General features: G+C 46.0%; 16 protein-coding genes. 9 read left to right on the forward strand and 7 right to left on the reverse strand.

The window, feature by feature from the left end; genetic code table 11:
* From ACOJR9_RS01065 to ACOJR9_RS01090, 6 genes are all read left to right on the forward strand, one after another.
* A complete protein-coding gene (locus ACOJR9_RS01065; protein ID WP_420934594.1) occupies positions 1–474 on the forward strand; it encodes a peroxiredoxin in 474 nt (157 codons plus the stop codon).
* Positions 475–878: 404 nt separating this feature from the next.
* Positions 879–1,688 (forward strand): hypothetical protein, encoded by an 810-nt coding sequence (locus ACOJR9_RS01070; RefSeq protein WP_420934595.1) that lies wholly within the window; start codon positions 879–881, stop codon positions 1,686–1,688.
* Positions 1,689–1,697: 9 nt separating this feature from the next.
* On the forward strand, positions 1,698–2,732 hold the full coding sequence (locus ACOJR9_RS01075; protein ID WP_420934596.1) for an extracellular solute-binding protein: 1,035 nt from the start codon (positions 1,698–1,700) through the stop codon (positions 2,730–2,732).
* Positions 2,729–4,249, forward strand: coding sequence for an ABC transporter permease (locus ACOJR9_RS01080; RefSeq protein ID WP_420934597.1), 1,521 nt, complete (start codon positions 2,729–2,731; stop codon positions 4,247–4,249). The genes ACOJR9_RS01075 and ACOJR9_RS01080 overlap by 4 nt, the downstream gene beginning before the upstream one ends.
* Positions 4,249–5,283: an ABC transporter ATP-binding protein gene (locus tag ACOJR9_RS01085; RefSeq protein WP_420934598.1), complete on the forward strand. Its 1,035-nt coding sequence runs from the start codon at positions 4,249–4,251 to the stop codon at positions 5,281–5,283. Before ACOJR9_RS01080 ends, ACOJR9_RS01085 begins: the two co-directional genes overlap by 1 nt.
* Before the next feature lie 3 nt (positions 5,284–5,286).
* The gene (locus tag ACOJR9_RS01090) at positions 5,287–6,468 is read left to right on the forward strand and encodes an NAD(P)/FAD-dependent oxidoreductase (RefSeq protein WP_420934599.1); all 1,182 of its coding nucleotides are present in this window, start codon (positions 5,287–5,289) and stop codon (positions 6,466–6,468) included.
* A gap of 29 nt (positions 6,469–6,497) precedes the next feature.
* On the opposite strand, the gene ACOJR9_RS01095 is transcribed toward ACOJR9_RS01090, so the two are convergent.
* Positions 6,498–7,130, reverse strand: a complete 633-nt coding sequence (locus ACOJR9_RS01095; RefSeq protein WP_420934600.1) for an MCP four helix bundle domain-containing protein — start codon at positions 7,128–7,130, stop codon at positions 6,498–6,500.
* A gap of 214 nt (positions 7,131–7,344) precedes the next feature.
* On the reverse strand, positions 7,345–7,572 hold the full coding sequence (locus tag ACOJR9_RS01100; protein WP_420934601.1) for a hypothetical protein: 228 nt from the start codon (positions 7,570–7,572) through the stop codon (positions 7,345–7,347).
* Between the two features lie 208 nt (positions 7,573–7,780).
* On the opposite strand from ACOJR9_RS01100, the gene ACOJR9_RS01105 reads away from it, so the two are divergent.
* Positions 7,781–9,247 carry a RimK family protein gene (locus ACOJR9_RS01105; RefSeq protein WP_420934602.1) on the forward strand — a complete coding sequence of 489 codons (1,467 nt, stop codon included), beginning with the start codon at positions 7,781–7,783 and terminating at the stop codon, positions 9,245–9,247.
* A complete protein-coding gene (locus tag ACOJR9_RS01110) occupies positions 9,237–10,520 on the forward strand; it encodes a peptidase C39 family protein (RefSeq protein ID WP_420934603.1) in 1,284 nt (427 codons plus the stop codon). The genes ACOJR9_RS01105 and ACOJR9_RS01110 overlap by 11 nt, the downstream gene beginning before the upstream one ends.
* Before the next feature lie 127 nt (positions 10,521–10,647).
* Here ACOJR9_RS01110 and ACOJR9_RS01115 read toward each other — a convergent pair whose 3' ends face one another.
* From ACOJR9_RS01115 to ACOJR9_RS01135, 5 genes are all read right to left on the reverse strand, one after another.
* The gene (locus tag ACOJR9_RS01115) at positions 10,648–11,253 is read right to left on the reverse strand and encodes a PEP-CTERM sorting domain-containing protein (RefSeq protein ID WP_420934604.1); all 606 of its coding nucleotides are present in this window, start codon (positions 11,251–11,253) and stop codon (positions 10,648–10,650) included.
* An 18-nt stretch (positions 11,254–11,271) separates the two neighbouring features.
* Complete coding sequence (locus ACOJR9_RS01120) at positions 11,272–15,282, reverse strand: ExeM/NucH family extracellular endonuclease (protein ID WP_420934605.1); 4,011 nt, start codon at positions 15,280–15,282, stop codon at positions 11,272–11,274.
* A gap of 411 nt (positions 15,283–15,693) precedes the next feature.
* Complete coding sequence (locus tag ACOJR9_RS01125; RefSeq protein ID WP_420934606.1) at positions 15,694–15,888, reverse strand: hypothetical protein; 195 nt, start codon at positions 15,886–15,888, stop codon at positions 15,694–15,696.
* Positions 15,889–16,013: 125 nt separating this feature from the next.
* Positions 16,014–17,048, reverse strand: coding sequence for an AraC family transcriptional regulator ligand-binding domain-containing protein (locus ACOJR9_RS01130; RefSeq protein WP_420934607.1), 1,035 nt, complete (start codon positions 17,046–17,048; stop codon positions 16,014–16,016).
* Positions 17,032–17,931 (reverse strand): diguanylate cyclase domain-containing protein, encoded by a 900-nt coding sequence (locus tag ACOJR9_RS01135; protein WP_420934608.1) that lies wholly within the window; start codon positions 17,929–17,931, stop codon positions 17,032–17,034. The genes ACOJR9_RS01130 and ACOJR9_RS01135 overlap by 17 nt, the downstream gene beginning before the upstream one ends.
* Positions 17,932–18,239: 308 nt before the next feature.
* Here ACOJR9_RS01135 and ACOJR9_RS01140 point away from each other — a divergent pair, with 308 nt between their 5' ends.
* Positions 18,240–20,942 carry a TonB-dependent receptor gene (locus ACOJR9_RS01140; RefSeq protein ID WP_420934609.1) on the forward strand — a complete coding sequence of 901 codons (2,703 nt, stop codon included), beginning with the start codon at positions 18,240–18,242 and terminating at the stop codon, positions 20,940–20,942.
* Positions 20,943–20,955: the final 13 nt, after the last annotated feature.

Genomic DNA, 20,955 nt, shown 5'->3' on the forward strand with positions numbered 1-20,955 from the left:
ATGTTACGAGTTGGTAGCACCTTACCAGAGGTAGATTTTAGTCTTTTAGTTGACGGTGAAATTACTAACCCTGGTACAAACGAACTTTTTACTAATAAACGCGTGGTAATGTTTGCGGTACCCGGTGCATTCACCCCTACCTGTTCACAATCTCATTTGCCGGGCTACATCGCATTAGCAGATAAGATTAAAGCTAAAGGCGTAGATAACATTATTTGCCTTTCAGTAAACGATGCTTTCGTTATGGATGCGTGGGGTAAAGCGAACAATGCAGAGCATATTACTATGCTGGCTGATGGAAATGCGTTTTTCACCAGGCAAGTAGGCTTAGATATGAACACAAGCAACTTTGGTGGCGTGCGGTCATTGCGCTACTCGATGCTTGTTGAAGACGGTGAAGTAAAACAGCTTAATATTGAAGATCCAGGTCGATTTGAAGTGAGTGATGCTGAGTCTATGTTAAAAAGCTTATAACCACTGCACTGACTACTTATCTATAAAAACCCGCTATTAAGCGGGTTTTTACTTTCTGGCTTATTTGTAAGAAAGAGTTAATGTATCTGAGACTCATTTTTATTAATATACTGCACCAACGAGCGCTTAACTGATCAAAATTCGATAACTATCAGTGCTTTTAGCCCTCGAGCAGAGAGTCTGCAACGAGCCTGTAACTATTTATGTAGCAAGCCTGCAATGAGTGTACAAGGCGGGTAAGTCACTTTGAACCTCTGTTAACAAAGGCCAGTGTTGAGTGAATTTATGCTCTTAAGCATAGGTATACAACCGGTAGCCAAGGTGAGTTGCCTTTACTTACTTAATGATAATAAGTATCATTTGCGCAAACGCCAACGTTAAAGAACAATGTTTTAGGAACAAGTATGACAACAACACTGAAAAAAATGAGTGCTCTTTTGGCTGTATCAGTGATGTCACTATCTATGGTGACAGGAAATGCGATGGCGAATGGAGCCATAGGCGACCATGTAAATAACCTGCACGCTCACATCGGTGAATACACTGAAGAAGTAGAGTGGTTGGAAAGCAAGTTTGGTGGTGTGGTAGATGCCTACGCCAACAAGGATAAAAGCCTTAAAACCAACGCACTAATGGAATATTGGGAAGAAGTCGATTTTCACTCGGCAATCGAAACTCAGTATGTACCTATCTATGCCTCGATTTGGCAGGGTATTTATGGCGTAAAAGTAGCCATTGACGAAGGCAAACCTGTTGATGTAGTGCGTCACGAGCAAGAGAAGTTGAACCACGCCTTGTGGCAAGCGCTGGGCGCAGTTAAACTTGCGTCGCAATATCAAAAGCGCGGACTGGTTGGCGAAGTGCAAACCACTGAAGTTGAACCTACCACCGGTCCAGCTGTTATCGACGATATTAAAACTCGACTCGACCGCGTTGTCGCAAAATATGCAGAGCAGCTCAACGAGGTGGCTACCACATTAGTTCACGATACCTACCTTCAGCGCTTTGAAGGAGTAGAAGGCGACTTAATTGCAAAAGACGCTGCATTAGTCGAGTCGTTGGAAAAAGATTTTAACGTTACTTTACCGCAAGCTATCTCGCAGAATAAAGGAGTAGACGGTGTGCGCAGCGTGGTAGAAACCATGCAAAGCAAACTGGATAAAGCGCGTGTACTGCTTGTAGAAGCAGAAAAAGGTCGCAAAGACGTATTTTAAGGAACTTAGATGCAACGAAGAACATTCTTACAAGGTTTAGCTGCCGCAAGTGTATTGGGCAGTGTACCTTTCAGTTTAGCCCAAGCCGCATCTGTAGCTGGTAGCGTTTCTGTAGAATCGCTACCTAAGTTAGAGGGCGACCTAACGCTGTATTTAGGGCGTGGGGAAGGCGGGCTTTACGAGAATGTTCTCGATGCAATTAAAAAGCGCAATCCTAAGTTAAACCTTAAAATTCGTCGCGGTGGCTCTGCCGCGTTGGCGAACACTATTGTTGCTGAGACCAAAGCAGGCGTTAAGCGGGCTGATTTATTCTGGGCGGTAGATACGGGCTCTATTGGTATGGTTACCGATTCGGGCGCAGCAAGGCCCCTTCCTGCTAGCATTAGCGATCAGTTGAAACCTGGGTTTCAATATCCTAGCTGGTCTCCCGTAACGGGCAGAGTACGAACGCTACCGTACAACACCGAGCGCGTTAATCCCGAACAAATTCCTGATAGCGTAATGGCATTAGCCGACAGCGATTTAAAAATGGGGTGGGCGCCTGCGTACTCTTCATTTCAGTCCTTCGTTACTGCGATGCGTATACTAGAAGGCGAAAACGCGACGCGCATGTGGTTAAAAGGCATTAACCGCAATGCCAAGAAATATGCTGGTGAGCTTGGAGTAGTCATGGGCGTAGAGCGTGGTGAAGTGGATATCGGCTTTGCTAACCACTATTACACCTTGCGCTTAAAATCAGGTAAGCCAGACGCTAATGTGGCGCTAGCCTATACCAATAACGACGCGGGCTGTTTGGTTAACGCCTCTGGCATTGTGGCCTTAAGTGATGGTGATTTGCCGGTAAACTTCATTCGTTATTTATTGACCCATGAAGTGCAAAGTTACCTTGCACGAGAAGCGTATGAAATTCCATTGGTGCAAGATGTAGCGGCCCCAGAAGGGCTGGCCAGTTTAAGCTCACTTTCTCCTCCAGAACTCGATCTTCGCAAACTTGCAGACCTGCGCCCAACCCTAAACATGATGAGGGATGTTGGCGTACTGTGACAAATTGGCCAAAGTCCTATCCACTGGCATTACTCATTGCGCTGATGGCTTTATTGCCCGTCGGCGTTTTGTTTTCCCTAGCTCAAGACAGTGCGCAATTATTCGATACTCACAATTTACGAGTACTAGGTAACACCGTTGCATTAATGGTGCTGACCATTATTGGCGCGGTGATCATTGGTGTGCCGTTAGCAATGTTTACCGCCTACGTGCAGTTGCCGTTTAAGCGATTCTGGCTAATCGTATTAGCTGCTCCACTGGCGTTACCAAGCTATATTGGCGCGTTTGCTATGTATTTTTCGTTTGGTCGCGGTGGCGAAATTGAAAACGTGCTGGGTATCACCACGCCACCTATCAGCGGCTTGTGGGGCTCGGCCCTTGTTATGAGCCTGTATACCTACCCATTCGTTATGATGACCACGCGTTCTAGCTTACTCAGTTTAGACGCCAGTTTAGTGAATGCGGCTCGTACGCTAGGTCTTTCATTAGGTGCAAGCCTTTGGCGCGTAGTGCTGCCTCGAGTAGTAAACAGCATTGCGGCTGGGGCACTGCTGGCTGCGCTTTACGCGCTGTCCGATTTTGGAACCCCGGCCATAATGGGCCTCGATACCTTTACCCGCGTTATTTTCGTTGAATACAATGCGTTTGGTTTAAGCCAGGCTGCTATGTTGAGCTTGCAGCTTATGGTTATAGTCGGGCTTATCCTATTTGTTGAGAGCCGCATTAGTGGCGCAACAGAGCGCCCTGGTCGACATTTGTCACTTTTCCCCGCGCGTTGGAAATGCAATGTAATGCTGCTGTCTGCCATGCCCATTGTGTTGATGGCAATTGTATTACCTCTCGCTATATTTACCCTTTGGCTGGTGCGTGAGGGAACTGGAGGTTTTGAATTAAGCTACGCATGGAACTCTGCCCACGCTTCTTTCCTCGCCGCTCTTGTGGCTGTGCTATTGGCTATTCCTGTTGCCCATGCTGCTATTGCAGGGAAAGCGGGGCGTTTGATGGAGCGCATTACGTACTTTGGCTTTGGCGTACCTGGTATTGTTATGGGTACCGCACTGGTTTATGTTGGCCTGCAGCTTCCTGCGCTATATCAAACCCTTGGGCTATTGGTCATGGCTTACGTGCTGCGCTTTTTGCCATTGGCAGTAGGCAGTGTAAGAACCACCGCTGAAAATATCGATTCAGGCTTAGTGAAAGCGGCAAGAGTACTTGGCGCAAGCCCCAGAGAAGCCTTTACACGAATTACGCTACCGTTAACCCTTCGTGGTATGATTGCCGGTGCTGCATTAGTCTTTCTAGAAGCAATGCGAGAGCTCCCGGCTACCCTTATGCTTGGGCCAACGGGGTTTGAAACACTAGCTACCTATATGTGGCGTGTTTACGAAGCAGGCTATTTTGGCCGTGCCGCTGTGCCGGGGTTGCTGCTAGTGTTATTATCAGGCGTTGGGTTAGTCCTAATGCTATCGGGCGAACGAAAAGCCCAATTTACCGTTACCGAGGATGAACGTTCGTAATGCTAAGTGTCAGTAATTTGTCAGTGAATTATGGGTCTACCCGCGTTGTCGACAAGTTAAATTTAGAACTTGGGCAAGACGAAATACTTATGTTGGTAGGGCCTACAGGCTGTGGTAAAACTACTATTTTACAGGCGCTAGCTGGTCTAATACCTTTATCCGAAGGTGAAATTCGCCTAGGTGAGTGGACAAGCACGCCAGCTAAGCACGTTCCGCCTGAGAAGCGCAATGTAGGCATGGTGTTTCAAGACTTTGCGCTGTTTCCTCACCTTACTGTGCAGCAAAACGTATGTTTCCGTCTAAAGGACACCTCCCTTGCCGATCATTGGCTAACGCTGTTGGGGCTGGACAGTTTTCGCAACGTGAAGCCAGCCAGTTTATCTGGCGGTCAAAAGCAGCGTGTGGCATTGGCGAGAACTCTGGCTCACGAGCCCGCGTTTGTATTACTTGATGAGCCTCTATCAAACCTTGATGCTGCGCTAAAAGACAGCTTGCGTTGGGAAATACGCGACGCCCTTAAAAAAGCTGCCGTACCGGCTATTTGGGTGACTCACGATCAAGAAGAGGCGCTCAGTGTAGGTGACAGAATTGGCATTTTGAACAAAGGCGTTTTAGAGCAGTTAGACACGCCAGAGTCGTGCTACTCAACCCCGAACAGTCGCTTTGTAGCGCGTTTTATGGGTGAGGCGAGCTTCTTAAAAGCCAGCTTCGACAACAGTGCGAGCAACACAGATAACACAGTGATCACCGACATTGGCCGCGTGCCGGGTACGCCACTTCAAAACGCAAACGGCTTAGTAGACCTTCTGGTTCGCCCAGACGATCTAAGTTTAGACGCTACTCATGCCTCGCCCAATGGTACGGTAGACTGGGTGCGCTATGAGGGGGAAAGCCGACTTTATGCCGTAACTCATGATAATGGCAGTCAGCTCAAAGTACGTGTAAGCCACGAAAATGCGATTAAGCCAGGTGAGCGTGCGCATATGCAGCTTATTACTACCCATCCGTTAGCCGTATTTCCAAGAGAGGCGTAATACGTGATTAAACGCGATGTGATAGTGCTTGGAGCGGGTGCTGCCGGACTTTTTTGTGCTGCGCAGGCTGGTGCACGAGGGCGCAGCGTAGAGGTACTTGATCATGCTAAGAAAGTAGGTCGTAAAATATTGATGTCTGGCGGCGGGCGCTGTAATTTTACTAATATGTACGCAGGCCCAGAGAACTTTCTGTCTCAAAACCCTCATTTTTGCAAGTCGGCGTTAAGCCGCTACACGCAATGGGACTTTATTTCACTCGTTGCCGAGTACGGCATTGCGTATCATGAAAAAACGTTAGGGCAGTTGTTTTGTGACGATAGTGCTAAGGATATCGTCGATTTACTGCTTAAAGAGTGCGAAAAAGCCAAGGTAACGATAACTACACGCTGCGAAATATTGTCGGTAGAGAAGCGCGAAAGTAAGTACATACTATCTACATCAAATGGTGACTACGAATGCGAATCTCTTGTGGTTGCAACGGGTGGCTTGAGTATGCCCAAACTGGGGGCCACGCCATTTGGCTATAAAATTGCCGAGCAATTTGGTTTAAATGTACTGCCAACGAGAGCGGCCTTGGTACCATTTACACTACACGATAAAGACAAAGAAACCCTCGCCGATTTAAGTGGTGTAGCGGTAGATGTTTACGCAAGCTGTAACGACACCACCTTCAAAGAGGCCATGTTGTTTACGCATCGAGGGTTAAGCGGCCCTTCTATGCTGCAAATATCCAGCTACTGGGAAGCCGGCGATACATTAACTATCAACACTACCCCGGATAACGACCCTCACGAGCTGATAAATAACGCCAGAGCACAAACGCCTGACGCACTGCTTGCTACCTGCTTAAACAAAATTTTCCCCAAACGCGTTTCGCAAAGTTTTATTGAGCTAAACGAATGGCGCAACGTGCCGGTGAAGCAACTGTCTCATGGCGAGTGTGAGAATATCGCTAATACCCTTGAAAACTGGCATATCAAGCCAAACGGCACAGAGGGTTATCGCACCGCCGAGGTAACCATTGGCGGTGTGAATACCAATGAACTATCGTCCAAAACCATGATGGCCAATAATGTGGAAGGGCTGTACTTTATTGGTGAAGTGGTTGATGTAACAGGCTGGTTGGGCGGCTATAACTTCCAATGGGCGTGGAGCAGCGGCTGGGCAGCCGGGCAGGTGGTATAGTTGTTAGCTGCCCAGATTATGAAATGCCCCTACTCAGACACAAACTCATCTTTTTCCTTCGAAGAAGGCAGTAAAATAATGATAAAGATGAGCACTGCCGTAATGATTAAAAAGTACTTCTCTAGAGAACGGTAGGTGTCCATCGACTCAGCGGCATTTTTACTGATTGCTAGCTTGTTCTTTCCTTCGGCTAGTTGAATATCTGACAGTTTATCCAAGTCACTATTTAGCGCCTTAAGTTCTAGCATTAGTGTTGCGATGGCAGCGGTGTCGACTGTCTGCTCTTCAGTAAATGAGATTTCTTGTTCTGAAGCCACAAGCTCATTAAAACTGGTTTCAAAATGATTTAGTGTGAACGCTTCAAAGTCGGTCAAATACGTTTTCTTAAACGCATTTATAATGGCGAAGGCTTGCTTGTTAACCTTTTCATTTTCATCCGTGAAAAAAGAATAGTTTTGCGCCGCAAGTGCAACTTCTTTTTCGTGCAAGAAACCAGCGAGTTCGTAAATCATTCCGTTAACTACAAGGCGATCTTCGTAAATCTCCTCAATTGAATTTTTTACGTTATTAAAGCTGTTTAGGTTGGTTTCGCTCATTGCATATACCAATGCAAGCGATGTAAGAAAAACAATGGTACATAGCCCTTTACTTGCCCAGCTCATAATTTCTCCAATCACGCTAATCTACAGAAACATTCAATACAAACGTCGGTTAAACACTCGTTTTTTATGGGCTGTAAATTTTCTGTGTATTTATCGTGAAATGATAGATGTAGCAGCGAGAAGATACAAGGTTGCTGACCCTGTCTATACTGTTGATTTTCAGAATGCGCCTAACGTGTAGGCGCAGAGACGGAGTGTAATGCAGTATAAAGAATTACTTAGGAACAGCCTTAATAGGTTGATAACCCTCTATATCAAGCTCTTCATTGATGCAGCTAAGCAAATACTCGTCAAGTGATAAGCCATCTGTGCCTTCATCCTCGGCGAGCTCTGAACAGTATACTTTATACTCAAGAATAATCTCTTCGCTAGCAACAGGCCTATCGTCAGCTAACGTGGACGCAGAAAGCAGTACCCCTGCCATTACCCAAATATATTTCATGTTATCTCCAAATAGGTTCATTCAGTGAACAGGTTAAGCTTAAAATGAAATGACCAAAATACGAGCAAAATAATATGACCGTTAAGGACAAATTATTTCGTTCAAATACTGCTGTTCATACATTGATATAGCATCAAAAAAGTCTATATTTCGCGCGATAAACTTTATGCGTTACGCAGCATGCGAATGCACCTATTTGGAACTAAAAATGATAACGACATTAATTGTTGTCGACTCGCTAAACGATGTTAGTCAATTGGCTCTTCGCAATTGCGAGGTGGTTGATTTTGAGCAATACCTTTCGCAATTTCCTAAGCGTGGGGAAGGCAAAATGCGCGTTATCAATCTATGCGCAACCGACCGCTATTTAAGTAAAGGCTACTACTGCTCTTTGCTCGCTGAAGCGCGCACGCACAAAGTCCTGCCAAGCGTGAACACCATTAATAATTTAATTATTGAAAGTGAAGAGCAGTCGCTGCAAATGAAAACCGTTACGCTACCAAAACTATTGAGCGATGAAGCTATTGATGGCAGTAGCTGCGATGTGTTTTTTGGAACAACTAACGCTGTGTCGATGAATGCCGTGGCAAAGTTTGCCTTCGAGCGCTTTCCTGCGCCCTTTTTGCGAGTGTCGGTGAGTAAACAATCAAGTGCTACCGTTATGACGGTAGGCTTCGGTGATTGGTGCACGGCCAATGCTGAAGATAAATCAGCGCTAGCAGATGCGTTGCAAAACTACGTAGAAAAAACGTGGCATCGAGGAAGTAAGCAGAAGCTTGCCCGTTGGGACATGGCGATTTTATGCAATGAAAACGAAGCGACACCGCCTAGCGACGCTAAAGCGATTAAGCACTTTATCAAAGCGGCAAAGCTCGTGGGTATTAACGCCGAAGTGGTAAATGCAGCGCAGGCCGCGGCAAATATCACCCATTATGATGCGCTATTTATTCGTGAAACCACGGCCATTAACCACCCAACCTACCACATTGCTCGAAAAGCAGAGCAGGAAGGGTTGGTGGTAATAGACGACGCGACCAGCATTTTAAAATGTTGTAATAAGGTGTATTTACACGATGCGTTTAGCTATCACAAGGTGCCCTCACCACGAAGTCATTTTGTGTCTGACAATACGGCACTAACCTGTCAAAAATTGGCCGATGAATTTGGTTTTCCAATGGTACTAAAGCTACCAGAAAGCTCTTTTTCAATGGGCGTATTTAAAGTTAAAGATAATGAAGAGCTGAAAGATAAACTTGAAGCTATGCTAAACGAATCTGCATTGGTATTAGTTCAAGAATACATCTTTACTGAATTTGACTGGCGCATTGGTGTTTTAAATGGCCGGCCTATTTACGCGTGTCGATATCACATGGCGCGAGGGCACTGGCAAATATACAACCATGACGCAAAAACCAATACGTCGGGTGGGTTTGAAACCTTGCCGACCTTTGAAGTGCCTAAGCCTGTGTTAGATGCAGCGATAAAAGCATGCTCAATGATTGGTAAAAGCCTGTACGGCGTTGATATTAAACAGGCCAATGGCAAAGTGTACGTGATAGAGGTGAATGATAACCCTAGCATAGAAGCCAAGGTGGAAGATCTTTACTTAGGTAAAGAGCTTTATATGATCATTATGCAGGAGTTCGTAAATAGGTTGGAAGCCCGTGGCCGTTAGTGGTAGCAACAAAACTTGCAGTGACACTGAAAGCCGTAAAGAGACTGAAAATAGCGCCGCTAAGACCCACGCTATAAGTCTGCGTTTGGCGGACGCGGCTGACATTGATGCTCTTGAACATATAGAGCGTAGCTGTTTTGAAAGTGACAGGCTTTCGCGCAGACGAATGCGCTATTGGATAAAGGCTGAGCATGGCATTTTGCTGCTTGCTGAAATCGAGAGTAACGTTGTTGGTTACGGGCTAATTATTATGCGCAAGGGCAGTCGCTCAGCCCGTTTGTATTCTCTTGCCGTTTTAACAAGTGCACGAGGACAACAGGTTGCCCCCTCAATTCTCACAAAGCTGGAACAGCTGGCGCTTAAGGAGCAAAAGCTGTTTATTCGCTTAGAAGTTGCCGAAGACAACGCTGCCGCCATTAGAATGTACAAAAAAATGGGCTATCGTAAGTTTGGTATTTATCGGCAGTATTATGCGACAGGTGCTGATGCACTGCGCTTTCAAAAGCCCATACAGTACGCAAGCGCGATTGGCCCTCAGAAATACTATCCGTGGTACAAACAAACGACGTCGTTTACGTGCGGGCCTAGTGCTTTAATGATGGCAATGAAGTATGTGCAAGACGATACGCGATTTGACCAAACCACTGAAATAGCCATTTGGCGTCAAGCCACCACGATTTTTATGACGTCAGGCCATGGCGGTTGTCATCCGTTAGGGTTGGCGTTAGCTGGTCATCAGCGCGGATTCGACGTGGAGGTATATTCCACACAAATAAATGATTTATTTGTGGACGGTGTGCGCAGTGAGCACAAAAAATCGATTATGCGCATTGTAGAGCAAGACTTTATTGAACGCGCTTATGAGGCTAACATTGAGGTGCATAAAACAGACATTCAGCTGGCTGAAATTGAAGAGGCACTAGGCAAAGGCTACGGCGTTATTTGCCTTATTAGTACGTACCAATTTCATGGTGTAAAAGCGCCCCATTGGGTGGTAATAACGCATGCTGATGAACGTTGTTTGTATTTGCACGACCCTGACGGAAGCGAAGGGTTTTATGATGAGGCTGGCGTGAGACTAGACGGTTCTAGTTACAATGACGTGAGCGGCGCGGATGTGAGTGATGCAGATTTGACAGAAAGCGAAGATATTGATCTAGATTATCAGCACCTGCCTATTCTAAAGCAAGACTTTGCATCGCTGTCGGTGTTTGGCAAAACAAAGCTACGAACATGCTTGGTGATTAAGCCTCGAGAAACTGCTTCAGCATAATAGTAAAGATGAAGCTGTACACAGCACAACAGATACCTTTAAAAATACGCAGCGAACGACACTAGAAAGTCGCTTAAATAACAAAGCCCAGCAGACGCTGGGCTTTGTGCTTATTAGGTTTTATTTATTATGCGTTAGCGCGTCGACGGGATAGCGCGAGCCCCGCGAGAGCAAGTGCTGCAAGTAGACCTGTGCTTGGCGCTGGGACTTGTGCAACCGAAAAGCTAGCATTTTGAGTAGGTACCATCGTCGGAAGTTGACTAGTTGGGCCAAAGATGCTGCTTGGCCCCATCGTTAATACCGAGTCGCCAATGGCATTAGCAATAAAGTTAACCGTAAATAACCCAATGGTATTTCGCCCAAACTGGCTTGAAAAATCGGAGGTATTTGCTGTCGACTGTATTCCAAGAATATTTCCATTTGATGACGCTGCAAATACATCTACAGGTAGAAACGGAACTATACGTGTCACCGTTGCCTCAGTACCATACGGATTTAGTGATATAGCGCTACCAGACACTAGCTCCAAAAACGATGTATCAAACGTAAGTGAAGTTGTATAAGTATTAAAAAGCGTTTGCACAGCATTAGCATCAAACAAGTCAGAAATACTCACCGTTGCCGTCACCGTATCGCCAACGTTATAAACCGCTTTGTCAGTCGTTACACTAATCAGCGCAGCGTTTGCGTTAAAGGTTGCCATGGCAACAAGTAGTAAAAATAGTTTTTTCATCGTAATACTTCCTAAAAATTAAATTGCACAACCAGCGCGAGTACACATTGCCATTAGTGCTTGCAGGTCGAAAAAGTTAACGTTGCCGTCGTTGTTGAAATCAAAGCTGCTATCGAGGGGCTGTCCCGACAAGAAGGCTTGGTAAAACGCCATAATGTCGTTGTAATCCACATCGTTATCGCCGTCTAAATCACCTACCGTTACTTCCTCTGGGAAGTTAAGCACCACTACCACCGGGTCGTGATCTGACGAACGGTATGCATCTGGCGCATAGTAGGTTGAAAGCTGCATGTCTGTTTTAAATTCAACGTTGTAGTCGAACACTCGCGGTTCATCAGCATTGATATGCCACACGGTTGCATCTACCACAAACTCGGTGAGCGAGGCGCTTGATAAGGCATGATCTAAATACCCAATCTCACCACCAAAGCTGTAAGAGTAAGCGCTGTCACCATCAAACTGGTTTACTAGGTTGCTGTAGCCAGCAGACTCAATGGCAAGAATAGGCTCTTCTTTTGCGTACGCGTTCAAATCACCCATGACGAGCACTCGAGGTGAGAGTACGTCGCTATTTTGCTCAATTAACGATAATAGGGCTTGAGCCGCATCGGTGCGAAGTGCATTCCAACAGCCTTGACCATCACCACTGTCGGCATTGCCACCTGTTGCGCTTCCACAGCTTCCTTTAGACTTAAAGTGATTAACCGCTAAGGTGAAATCTTCGCCATTACCATTTACCGTAAAGCTTTGTAGTAGTGGTTGACGATTACCAAAATCGAAAGGCGCTTCTGAAGAGGTTACCGGGCTGCCACTTGGTGTGACTACTGACGGTTTGTAGATAATACCTACCGCAATAGCGTCGCCACCTAGTTGAGAGCCAGATGCAATATAGCTATAAGCATCATTGCCAAGTTCTGCATTAATGCTAGCCACTAATGAAGCAATAGCTGACTCGCTGCTGTCGCCGTCATTTTCAATTTCAACTAATCCAAGCAGATCGGCGTCCATACTTAAAATAGCGGATACCGTTTTTGCTTGCTGACGAACAAATTCAGCTTCAGAGTCTGCACCGCGGGCAGTAGGGAAATCTGGGCCGTTAAAGTAGTTAAGCACGTTAAAGCTAGCTACTTTTACATCACCTACAGCGTTGAGTACTGGACTGCGTAACCGAGGGCTTGTTCTTACGGTTTGAATATCGCTTACCGGTATTAAGTAATACGAACCGAAACCATAGTGAACAACACCTTCTAGGTTTTCTACGCTATCACCCAAACGCAATGGGTTAGCATGGGAGAGCCCACCTACTGGGAAAGGGATATCATCGCGGTTTTGTGAATTAGCGCCATCATCTACAATCAGCGAGTTACGCGCGTTTTGTTCAGCAAGATTAATCGCTTCTTGTGAACCTGCAACAAACTGGTTGGTCGGGATCATAAGTCGTTCAGATGCCACGTTGAATTGACCAAATCGCCCTAAGTTAAAGTTATCCGTAACTTTTAAGGTTTGTTCAAAGCTGATTTGCATGCCTTCGAACGATTCTAAATCTACTCCAGCTGCAAATGGCATAGCAAGGGTTGTGTATTTTATACTCTCACCTGCGCCAATGACTTCTGGGGCTTGTGTTAGCACAAGCTCTGTTAGGCCGTTAAATTCGACTACGTCGGCACGTAATCGCACCATATCGCCAACAGGCGGCATGTCAGTGAAGGTGGTGGAGTACACGAAAACCCCTTCAGAGGTTGCATCATTACCGTCTGAATCGCTCGCCTCTTCTTGAACAAAGAAGCCACTCATTTCAGGTACTACTTTAGTGACTACCGCTTCAACCAGCACAGTCGAGCCGACTAGAGGTGAGGTATCGCCGTCGCCTTGAATAGCGCTGATAAGGGTTACTTCAGTAGTTGGGTCCGTTGGCTCCACCGGGTCGGTTGGATCTGTCGGGTCTACTGGGTCAGTTGGCTCTGAAGGCTCGCTTATATTGCCATTGTGAGCGCCGAAATATTCAAGCGTGTCTTTTGCAAACACATCCCATTCAACGCTTGGGTCAAAGTTAGCGTTGCGATTAGGGTTGCCAGCAGTTACGGAGGATTTACGCACTAGGGTGGTATCTTTACCCCAGTTAGTTCTAACACCAAAGGTACCTACCGCATCAATCACGTTTCCTTGATAGGTAAGCTCTATATAGTCATCACCGTTGAAGTTAATAACAAAGCTGCTTGAAATAGTACTTTCACCAACCATTGATGGGTCTGCACTATTGTGAACATACGTGGCTACGTCACCAGACGCTAAAACGCCTTCTAACGGAAGCTCTTTGCCATCACTATCGGCAGTGTCACCATTTGAGAAAAGACGAAGGGCATAACCAGTTAAGTCAACACTCGCCGACGAGCTATTAAAAAGTTCGATACCCTTATTAAAACCACCGCCCTCTATATATTCTGAAATATACACGCTGTTGGTAGATATTCCGCCAGCATCATTACCTGAGCCGCCCCCTGTCTCACTTCCATTACCTCCCCCTGTATCGCCGCCAGTGTTTCCATCAGAGCCACCGCTTCCATCACAGCTTTCATTAAAAATAAGTGACGCAAGTTCTGGCTTATCAATAAATGGGTTACGGTTGCCCTGGAATTCAAAGACACGATTATTACGGGTGCGCTCAAATTCATCTACCGGGTCGCTTTCGTGCCACTGTAACAGTACACAGAGCTTTCCAAGCGCGGCTTCATCTGTGGTGGTTAAGCGGTCTAGCAATACCAAATCGGCTTCAGCATCGGTGCTGTTTGAACCATCGTAGCGCACATCCATATACATTAATGCGCGAGCCACATCACCTTTAACCGCATTGCGTGGTTCAAACGAATCACTGTCGATACGGTTTTCCGGGGCTTCAGACAACGGTTGGTCACTAAAGTCAAAATCAAGATTGCCACGTGAGCTATTGACTGAAATGTCTGAGGGGCGCAAATGTAATATATCGCTATACGCCGTTAAACTTGAGCTGGAGAATCCATGACTGCTAGCCCATACATGTTCTCGATTCCAGTTATCTTGATTTGTGCTTTGTGAGCCACTGCCATTGGTGAATTTTGACTGCGACGTGCCCTTATAGAATAGAATGACGTTGTCTGTATTTGCAGGGTCTTCATCGGTGTACGTAAGAGCAGTCCAAGCTTCTGAGTAAGATAGCGTGCGATGACCGTTTGAAATAATGTCTTGTGTAGTCGCTTTTAACGATTCAGGGCTTTCTTGATTCGATAATGCCGTATTCAGTGAAGCATAGTAAATAGAATCGACAAAATCATCCGCCAAGTTGATAGCTTGAAGATCAGGGCAATTGAAGCAAGTCTCAGATAACAAACGAAGCCCTGTGCTTGGGGTGCCTTCGCTTGAGTCGCCCGAGCCAGCACCTTCAGAATTCGTTGATGTTACCGTTACACTATCAAGGTTTAAATATTCGCTGCCAGCATTATTCGCCATAGCAACGCGAATAACTAGGCTCGAGCCTTGAGGAATAGATGCCGTAACGGTGGCGGTGCCAAAGTCGTCTTTAACAGTATTGGTATCACCATTGGTTAAGGTGACTAGCTCAAAGCTTTGTCCATCTACCGAGTAGAATACATCGATATAATCGTTGTCTTCGAATACACCATTTTGCGACAGCAGCACATCCAGACTTACGTTTTCTTGACCACTTATATCAATGGCTTCAGATTGCCAAACCACTTCGCCATCTACGTCTCTAGCTTGCAGGGCATTCGCTGTCACTTTAAACCAGTCGCTTGTAGCGGTTAGTTCCGCTGCCGATACATCAATGGTCCAGCGCGTCACGCCGTCCATATTAACCGTTATAGGAGCATCACTTTGGCCCACTGCACCCTTGTTTTGAAGCGCGCTTGCTTCAAAGTTTTCCTGCCATATCGTGTCGGCCATTACGTTTAACGATAATGCGCTGCCTAACAGTGCATTGATCATTATTGCTGATTTCATCAACGTTGGCTTTTTACTTCCACCCTGCTTCACCATTTTTCTGCCCTCGGCATTTTTATAAGAAGGTATAAATTCGTATACATAGGTATTAGCAGCAAGTACTTAATGAAAATAATAATAAAAACGTCACACTTTTTATTTTTCAATGACTTAAGGCGTTAAAATAAACTTATTTAATGAATAACTTACCTGTACCTCTGTTCAGGTAAAGCTAAACTGTCACATTTTGTATATTTTTCGACTTGACCCAAGTTTTGATTGAAATTACGTGGCGAGTGAAACGTTCTGCAAAGGTTCGCAAATAGAAAAGTGGACACACGGCAACGGTATGAATAGAAAATTGAATGCAAGGAGTGAGTAGAAAAAAGACAGCGGCGTACCGCTGCTATCTATTGTAACGTAGTCGCCTTATTAACGAATAGGTACGATGACGTTCAGTCGCGCTTATTAATGAAGAGCAGACGAATTATCCAGCGCAGTTGGCTTAGCGTCGCTTTTTTTGCTCAGGTCAATCGTGGCGGCGTCTTCAACGAGCGCAGTCATTGCATCGATAATATCGAGAAAATGCCCAAGTTGCGCTGGGGATAGGTCTTTAGACAGGTGTTCAATTTTACTGATAAGTTGCTTTGTGGGTAAACGCATCGTCAAATTCTCGTCATTTTAATTCGGTGTCAATCAACTAACTGCAGACTTACAATTTGCTTGCCAAGTTGTAAAAAAGAGGGCGGAAACACGTTTATAGGCAGTGATTTGACGATCTTGTTTAACTATGAAATAGAGTCTCGTATTTGCGTGAGGGTCATACCAGTAAGACGTTTGATAAAGCGACGAAGGTTGGTGGTGTCGTTAACAGAAAAGGCATCGGCAAGCTGTTGGGTATTTGCTTTGCAGGTTTGCACCATCATAATGGCATGCTGTTTTTGTATGTCATCACTTAATTGTTTGAAGCTCATATTGTGCTCGGCTAAGCGCCGCTTAAACGTTGCTAGGCTCATAGAAAGCTCAACAGCGATTTGTGCTGCGGTAATATCGGGCTGCTTGAGTAACAGGCTTTGCACTCGCTCAGGCAAGGCATACAGCGGGTGCTTCACAAAAGGCGCTATGCCCGTTGCCACCCAATCGTCATCGGCAAGAGTAAAGCTTGCTTCCCATGCGTGTTGGGGAATTTTCATCATGGTGATGGGCTGGTCAAATCGAAGGCGTGTGCCTAAAAACTCCTCATAATCATAAATGTTGCGCGGCCGTGCCCATGCAAATTCGAAGCTTACTGGAAAACGCTTGCCGGTTCCTTGTCGAATAACAGACACCATCCACGCAAAGACGATTTCTACCAAAAAAGGCCAGTGTTCTTTGGCGCCAAAGCTGTCTTGGGGAATGAGGTATACCGTACCTTTAAAATGATAGGTGCGCCAGTGAATAAGGGGCATGCAGGCCCAGCGTATTTGCGATAACAGATCGACACAGTGGGCAAGATTACGACATCGCAGCATCAAGGACAATATACCGAGCATATGGCTAGTGGTAAGCATTCTGCCTATTTGTAAGCCGGTATCGCGACTTTTCACATTTTTTTGCACCCGTTGACTAAGCAGCATAAGCTGCTTAGCACTTAAGCTCGAGCCATTAGCCAGATCTTCAAGAAATAGCCCAGTACCGCGAAGCAAGGTCGAGTTGGCAATGCCCTGTGAGGTGCCGATATCAATCATAGCCTGGGCGAGCGGCCATGCTGTTAGGTGTTTATCAGTTACACCAAGTAGCGAGAACTCAGAGTCCATACTCACGCTGTCAGGCTGCGTGGTCATGCTGCTCATCTAAATACTGGTTTAGTCTGAGTATGAGTGCTTGTATATCCGCAAGACAGTTTATTTCTTCTGCCTCGTGGCGGGCACTTAAACAAACAGGTCTATTGCATTGGTGAGGATAAAACGCAAAGTGACTAATGCTATCGCTCAGCTGTGATATGCACTTTGCGGTATTAGCTTTCACATCTTGTATAAGGAGTATGGCAAAGCGATCGCCTGCAAATCGGCACACTAATGAGCTGCTGGGAAGTGAAAGGGATAACATTGAGGCTAACCCACGAAGATAACGGTTGCCTTCTTTGTGTCCATATTGGCTATTAAACTGACTGAAATCGTTGATGTCTAGTAATACCAACGTTTTGTGGGCATCGGGCGCGCAGTTGAAGGCCTGTTCTAAACGCTTGATCCAGTGTTCACCGCGGTATAGCTGGGTCACTGGGTCGAGATCTTCCGTGTTGCGAACAAACCCCTCTCTTGTTTGCCACTGCGAGTTAAGTGCTAGCTGCTCTTTGTGCCACTGCCATATTGCAAAGGTGGTCATTACCATGCCGATTGAGGCGGGAATAGATTCCATCATCGAAATCCAATTTGATGACGCTGGATAGTCCATAAACTCGTCCATCACATCAAGAAGCGAAGAAAACAAAATAAGGTTCAGACCTATCACTAACAGGTGAGTTAACTTTCCTGAAGGGCGGCTTATCAATAACGCTAGGACCCACAGTAGCAACACTAAACTTACGCTGCCTTCTCCTAATACATCAAGCCATTCAATGCCTGATTGCTCATAAGTACCTGCCAGTACGCACAACGAAAACGCCATTAAGGGTAAAATGAATGACAGCAAGAACAAGCCTTGATGCCGAGTTAAATGTGAAACCATGGATAATTACCTCATTAACGTGAAATGTGCTGTTTAACGTAATGTGAACCTGAGGAGCAGTGTTATTTTGGCTCATGAATATGACACTTTGACGATGCTTTTAAGTAAAGAATTGCCACTGCTGCTGAGTTTTTTATTAAAAACAACAGCTTGACCATGGGTTATTTTGGCTCAGCAAAATGACAATACCTACATTATTTATGCCTAATTCCACTTTTTGCCAAGTTCAGTCAACAAACTGTCACAGAATCGTCATTTTCTCCTCCTATGTTGGCGTGGCTTTCACACAACTTCAGAAGAACTTAGGTATGCACACGAGAAAAGTATCACTTATCGCTATGGCCTGCACCGCAGCCATGCAATTTGTCGCACCACATGCATTAGCGGCCGAAGAGTCGCAGGTGGTTGGTGTAGTGACCAACGTAAACAGCAGCAAATTGTTTGCCGGTGCCAAAATTGATATCAAAGCGCTTGGTATTAGCGTTTACGCTGACAAAGAAGGTCGCTTTCGAATTCCGCGCATTGCACCGGGTCAATACACCGTTGAAATTGACTATTTAGGTGCTCAGACTTCAACGCAAACTATTGAGGTTAATGAAGACATTACCAATGTGACCTTGTTAGTAGGGGCGGCGAGCGACACCCTTGAAGAGCTTTTAGTGCGCGGTCAGCGAAGCGGCCAAGCCAATGCCATTAACAAGCAACGCATGTCTGACGGCATTACCTCTGTCGTCTCAGCGGATGCAATTGGTCAGTTCCCCGATCAGAACGCAGCAGAGTCGCTACAGCGTCTGCCAGGTTTGTCCATTGAACGTGACCAAGGTGAAGGGCGCTTTGTGGGCATTCGCGGTATCGATCCGAACCTCAATAATGTAACCATTAATGGCTTGAATATACCATCGCCAGAGGGGGGCGTAAGGTCGGTCGCTCTTGACGTTATCCCTTCTGAGCTGATCAGCAGTTTGACGGTATCGAAGTCGGTCACCTCTGATATGGATGCAGATACCATTGGCGGAAATATTGAAGTGAAAAGCGTCAGCGCCTTTGACCGTGCTAATGACAGCGCATCTTTTACCGCTCAACTAAGTCAAAACGAATTACGCGATGCCCTTAGCCCTAAATTAGCGGGCAGTGTTACCCACAAATTGAACGATAAGTGGGGCTTTGCCGCCGCACTCAGTTATTTCGACCGTGAGTTTGGTTCAGACAATATTGAAACCAACGGCGATGATGAAATTGAACAGCGTCATTATGCTATCACTCGGGAGCGTCTTGGCGGTGCGGTAAATATTGATTTTCGTCCAGACTTTAATAACCAATACTACCTTCGCACCTTATACAGCCGCTTTTCAGATTCTGAATTCAGGCAGGCAAACGTGTTTGTGCTTGATGGTGAAGACTCCGAAGTAGAGCGCGAGAGTAAAGACCGCTTTGAAGAGCAGAGTATTCTGAGTATATCTGCCGGTGCAGAACACCAACGGGACGCGTGGACCATCAGCTATCAAGCCGGTTATTCACGCTCTGATGAAGACGAGCCTGATGCACTGTATTACGTGTTTACTGGCGCAGAGGCCGGTATTGAAGGCGATTTAGAACAGCGTATTCCGCAGCTTACGGTACCTGATGCATTGAACGATCTTGGCAATTATGAACTTGACCAAATGAGTTTTGAGCGCAATAACGCTAAAGACACTGAACTGAGCTTCCGCCTAGATATTGCTAAGCAAATAGAGTGGTTTAACAGCGAAGGCGAGATGAAATTTGGGACTAAATACCGTGCCCGTGAAAAAAGGGCGGTCGCTAATATCGATATTTTCGATGGTGGGTTCGATGATTTTAACAATGCATCGTTTGCGGCAGCATCACCAGAATACACCTTAGGTAACTTTGGGCCAGGGTTTAATCGCGGCGCGCTGAGAGACAATTTCAATCAGCAGCGCGGTCAACTCGAGCTGGCAGAGCTAGATTCTCGCATCGAGTCGCAAGGTGGCTCTTTCACCAACGATGAAGATATTTTCGCCGCTTATGCCATGACGCGATTTGACTGGGAAAAACTGCGTTTAGTCGCGGGTCTTCGCTATGAAAGCACCTCTTACAGCACCTCCGGCTCGCAGGTGTCGTTAACAGAAAACGACGATACCGACAGCGTTGATTTATCTATCAACCCGGTTAATGCTTCTCGTGATTACGACAATGTGTTCCCTAGCATCAATTTGCGTTATGCGTTTACAGAAAAATTGATTGCACGCGCGGCCTTTACTCAAACCTTGTCACGCCCCAGCTTTGAAGACGCCGCAGCGTTTCAAATTATCGAAGCTAACGTGAGAACCGAAGATGGCGAACAGGTGATAGAGCGGGAAGCCAGTGTAGGCAACCCTGACTTGCTGCCCTACGAGGCAGATAACTTCGACCTAATGCTTGAGTATTATCCAGGCGATATTGGGGTGATATCAGCTGGGTTATTCCACAAGCGTATCGACAATTTCATTGTAGAGGCAAACGTGGCGGGCACTGGCCCATGGGAAGGTTTTGAGGAGGCATTCCAGCCAGTGAATGGCGAAGAAGCTAACCTAACCGGTCTAGAGCTAAGCTGGATGAAGAGCTTTAATAACGGTCTTCTATTGTCTGCAAACGGTACGTTTTCAAATTCTGATGCGGTGACAATGCTTGATGGTGAGCGATTTGAAACCAATTTACCCAATCAGTCTGACACTGTAGGCAACGTGGTTGTGGGCTATGAGAATGACAAACTGAGTCTGCGTTTAAGCATGACGTATAAGAGTGACAACCTAGAAGAAATTGATGGTGGCATGCTGCGCATTGAAGACGACCATCAGCAACTCGACTTTGTCGCTAAATATTACATCAACAACGACATGCAGGTGTACTTTAACGGCATAAACTTAGGTGATGAGCCTTTGTATAACTTCTTCGACGAGCGCAATCGCAATGCGCAATTTGAACAGTATGGCCGCACCTTCGAAATTGGTTTTATTTGGCGTACTCAGTAACGGGAAGTTAGGT

The organism is Alteromonas ulvae (assembly GCF_048987005.1).
In the GTDB taxonomy this organism is placed as follows: domain Bacteria; phylum Pseudomonadota; class Gammaproteobacteria; order Enterobacterales; family Alteromonadaceae; genus Alteromonas.

What these genes read in the sequence shown, in the direction of transcription:
- ACOJR9_RS01065 (WP_420934594.1), top strand. Translation starts at nt 1, where the DNA reads ATGTTACGAGTTGGTAGCACCTTACCAGAGGTAGATTTTAGTCTTTTA.
- ACOJR9_RS01070 (WP_420934595.1), top strand. Translation starts at nt 879, where the DNA reads ATGACAACAACACTGAAAAAAATGAGTGCTCTTTTGGCTGTATCAGTG.
- ACOJR9_RS01075 (WP_420934596.1), top strand. Translation starts at nt 1,698, where the DNA reads ATGCAACGAAGAACATTCTTACAAGGTTTAGCTGCCGCAAGTGTATTG.
- ACOJR9_RS01085 (WP_420934598.1), top strand. Translation starts at nt 4,249, where the DNA reads ATGCTAAGTGTCAGTAATTTGTCAGTGAATTATGGGTCTACCCGCGTT.
- ACOJR9_RS01095 (WP_420934600.1), bottom strand. Translation starts at nt 7,130, where the DNA reads ATGAGCTGGGCAAGTAAAGGGCTATGTACCATTGTTTTTCTTACATCG.
- ACOJR9_RS01100 (WP_420934601.1), bottom strand. Translation starts at nt 7,572, where the DNA reads ATGAAATATATTTGGGTAATGGCAGGGGTACTGCTTTCTGCGTCCACG.
- ACOJR9_RS01105 (WP_420934602.1), top strand. Translation starts at nt 7,781, where the DNA reads ATGATAACGACATTAATTGTTGTCGACTCGCTAAACGATGTTAGTCAA.
- ACOJR9_RS01115 (WP_420934604.1), bottom strand. Translation starts at nt 11,253, where the DNA reads ATGAAAAAACTATTTTTACTACTTGTTGCCATGGCAACCTTTAACGCA.
- ACOJR9_RS01120 (WP_420934605.1), bottom strand. Translation starts at nt 15,282, where the DNA reads ATGGTGAAGCAGGGTGGAAGTAAAAAGCCAACGTTGATGAAATCAGCA.
- ACOJR9_RS01125 (WP_420934606.1), bottom strand. Translation starts at nt 15,888, where the DNA reads ATGCGTTTACCCACAAAGCAACTTATCAGTAAAATTGAACACCTGTCT.
- ACOJR9_RS01130 (WP_420934607.1), bottom strand. Translation starts at nt 17,048, where the DNA reads ATGACCACGCAGCCTGACAGCGTGAGTATGGACTCTGAGTTCTCGCTA.
- ACOJR9_RS01135 (WP_420934608.1), bottom strand. Translation starts at nt 17,931, where the DNA reads ATGGTTTCACATTTAACTCGGCATCAAGGCTTGTTCTTGCTGTCATTC.
- ACOJR9_RS01140 (WP_420934609.1), top strand. Translation starts at nt 18,240, where the DNA reads ATGCACACGAGAAAAGTATCACTTATCGCTATGGCCTGCACCGCAGCC.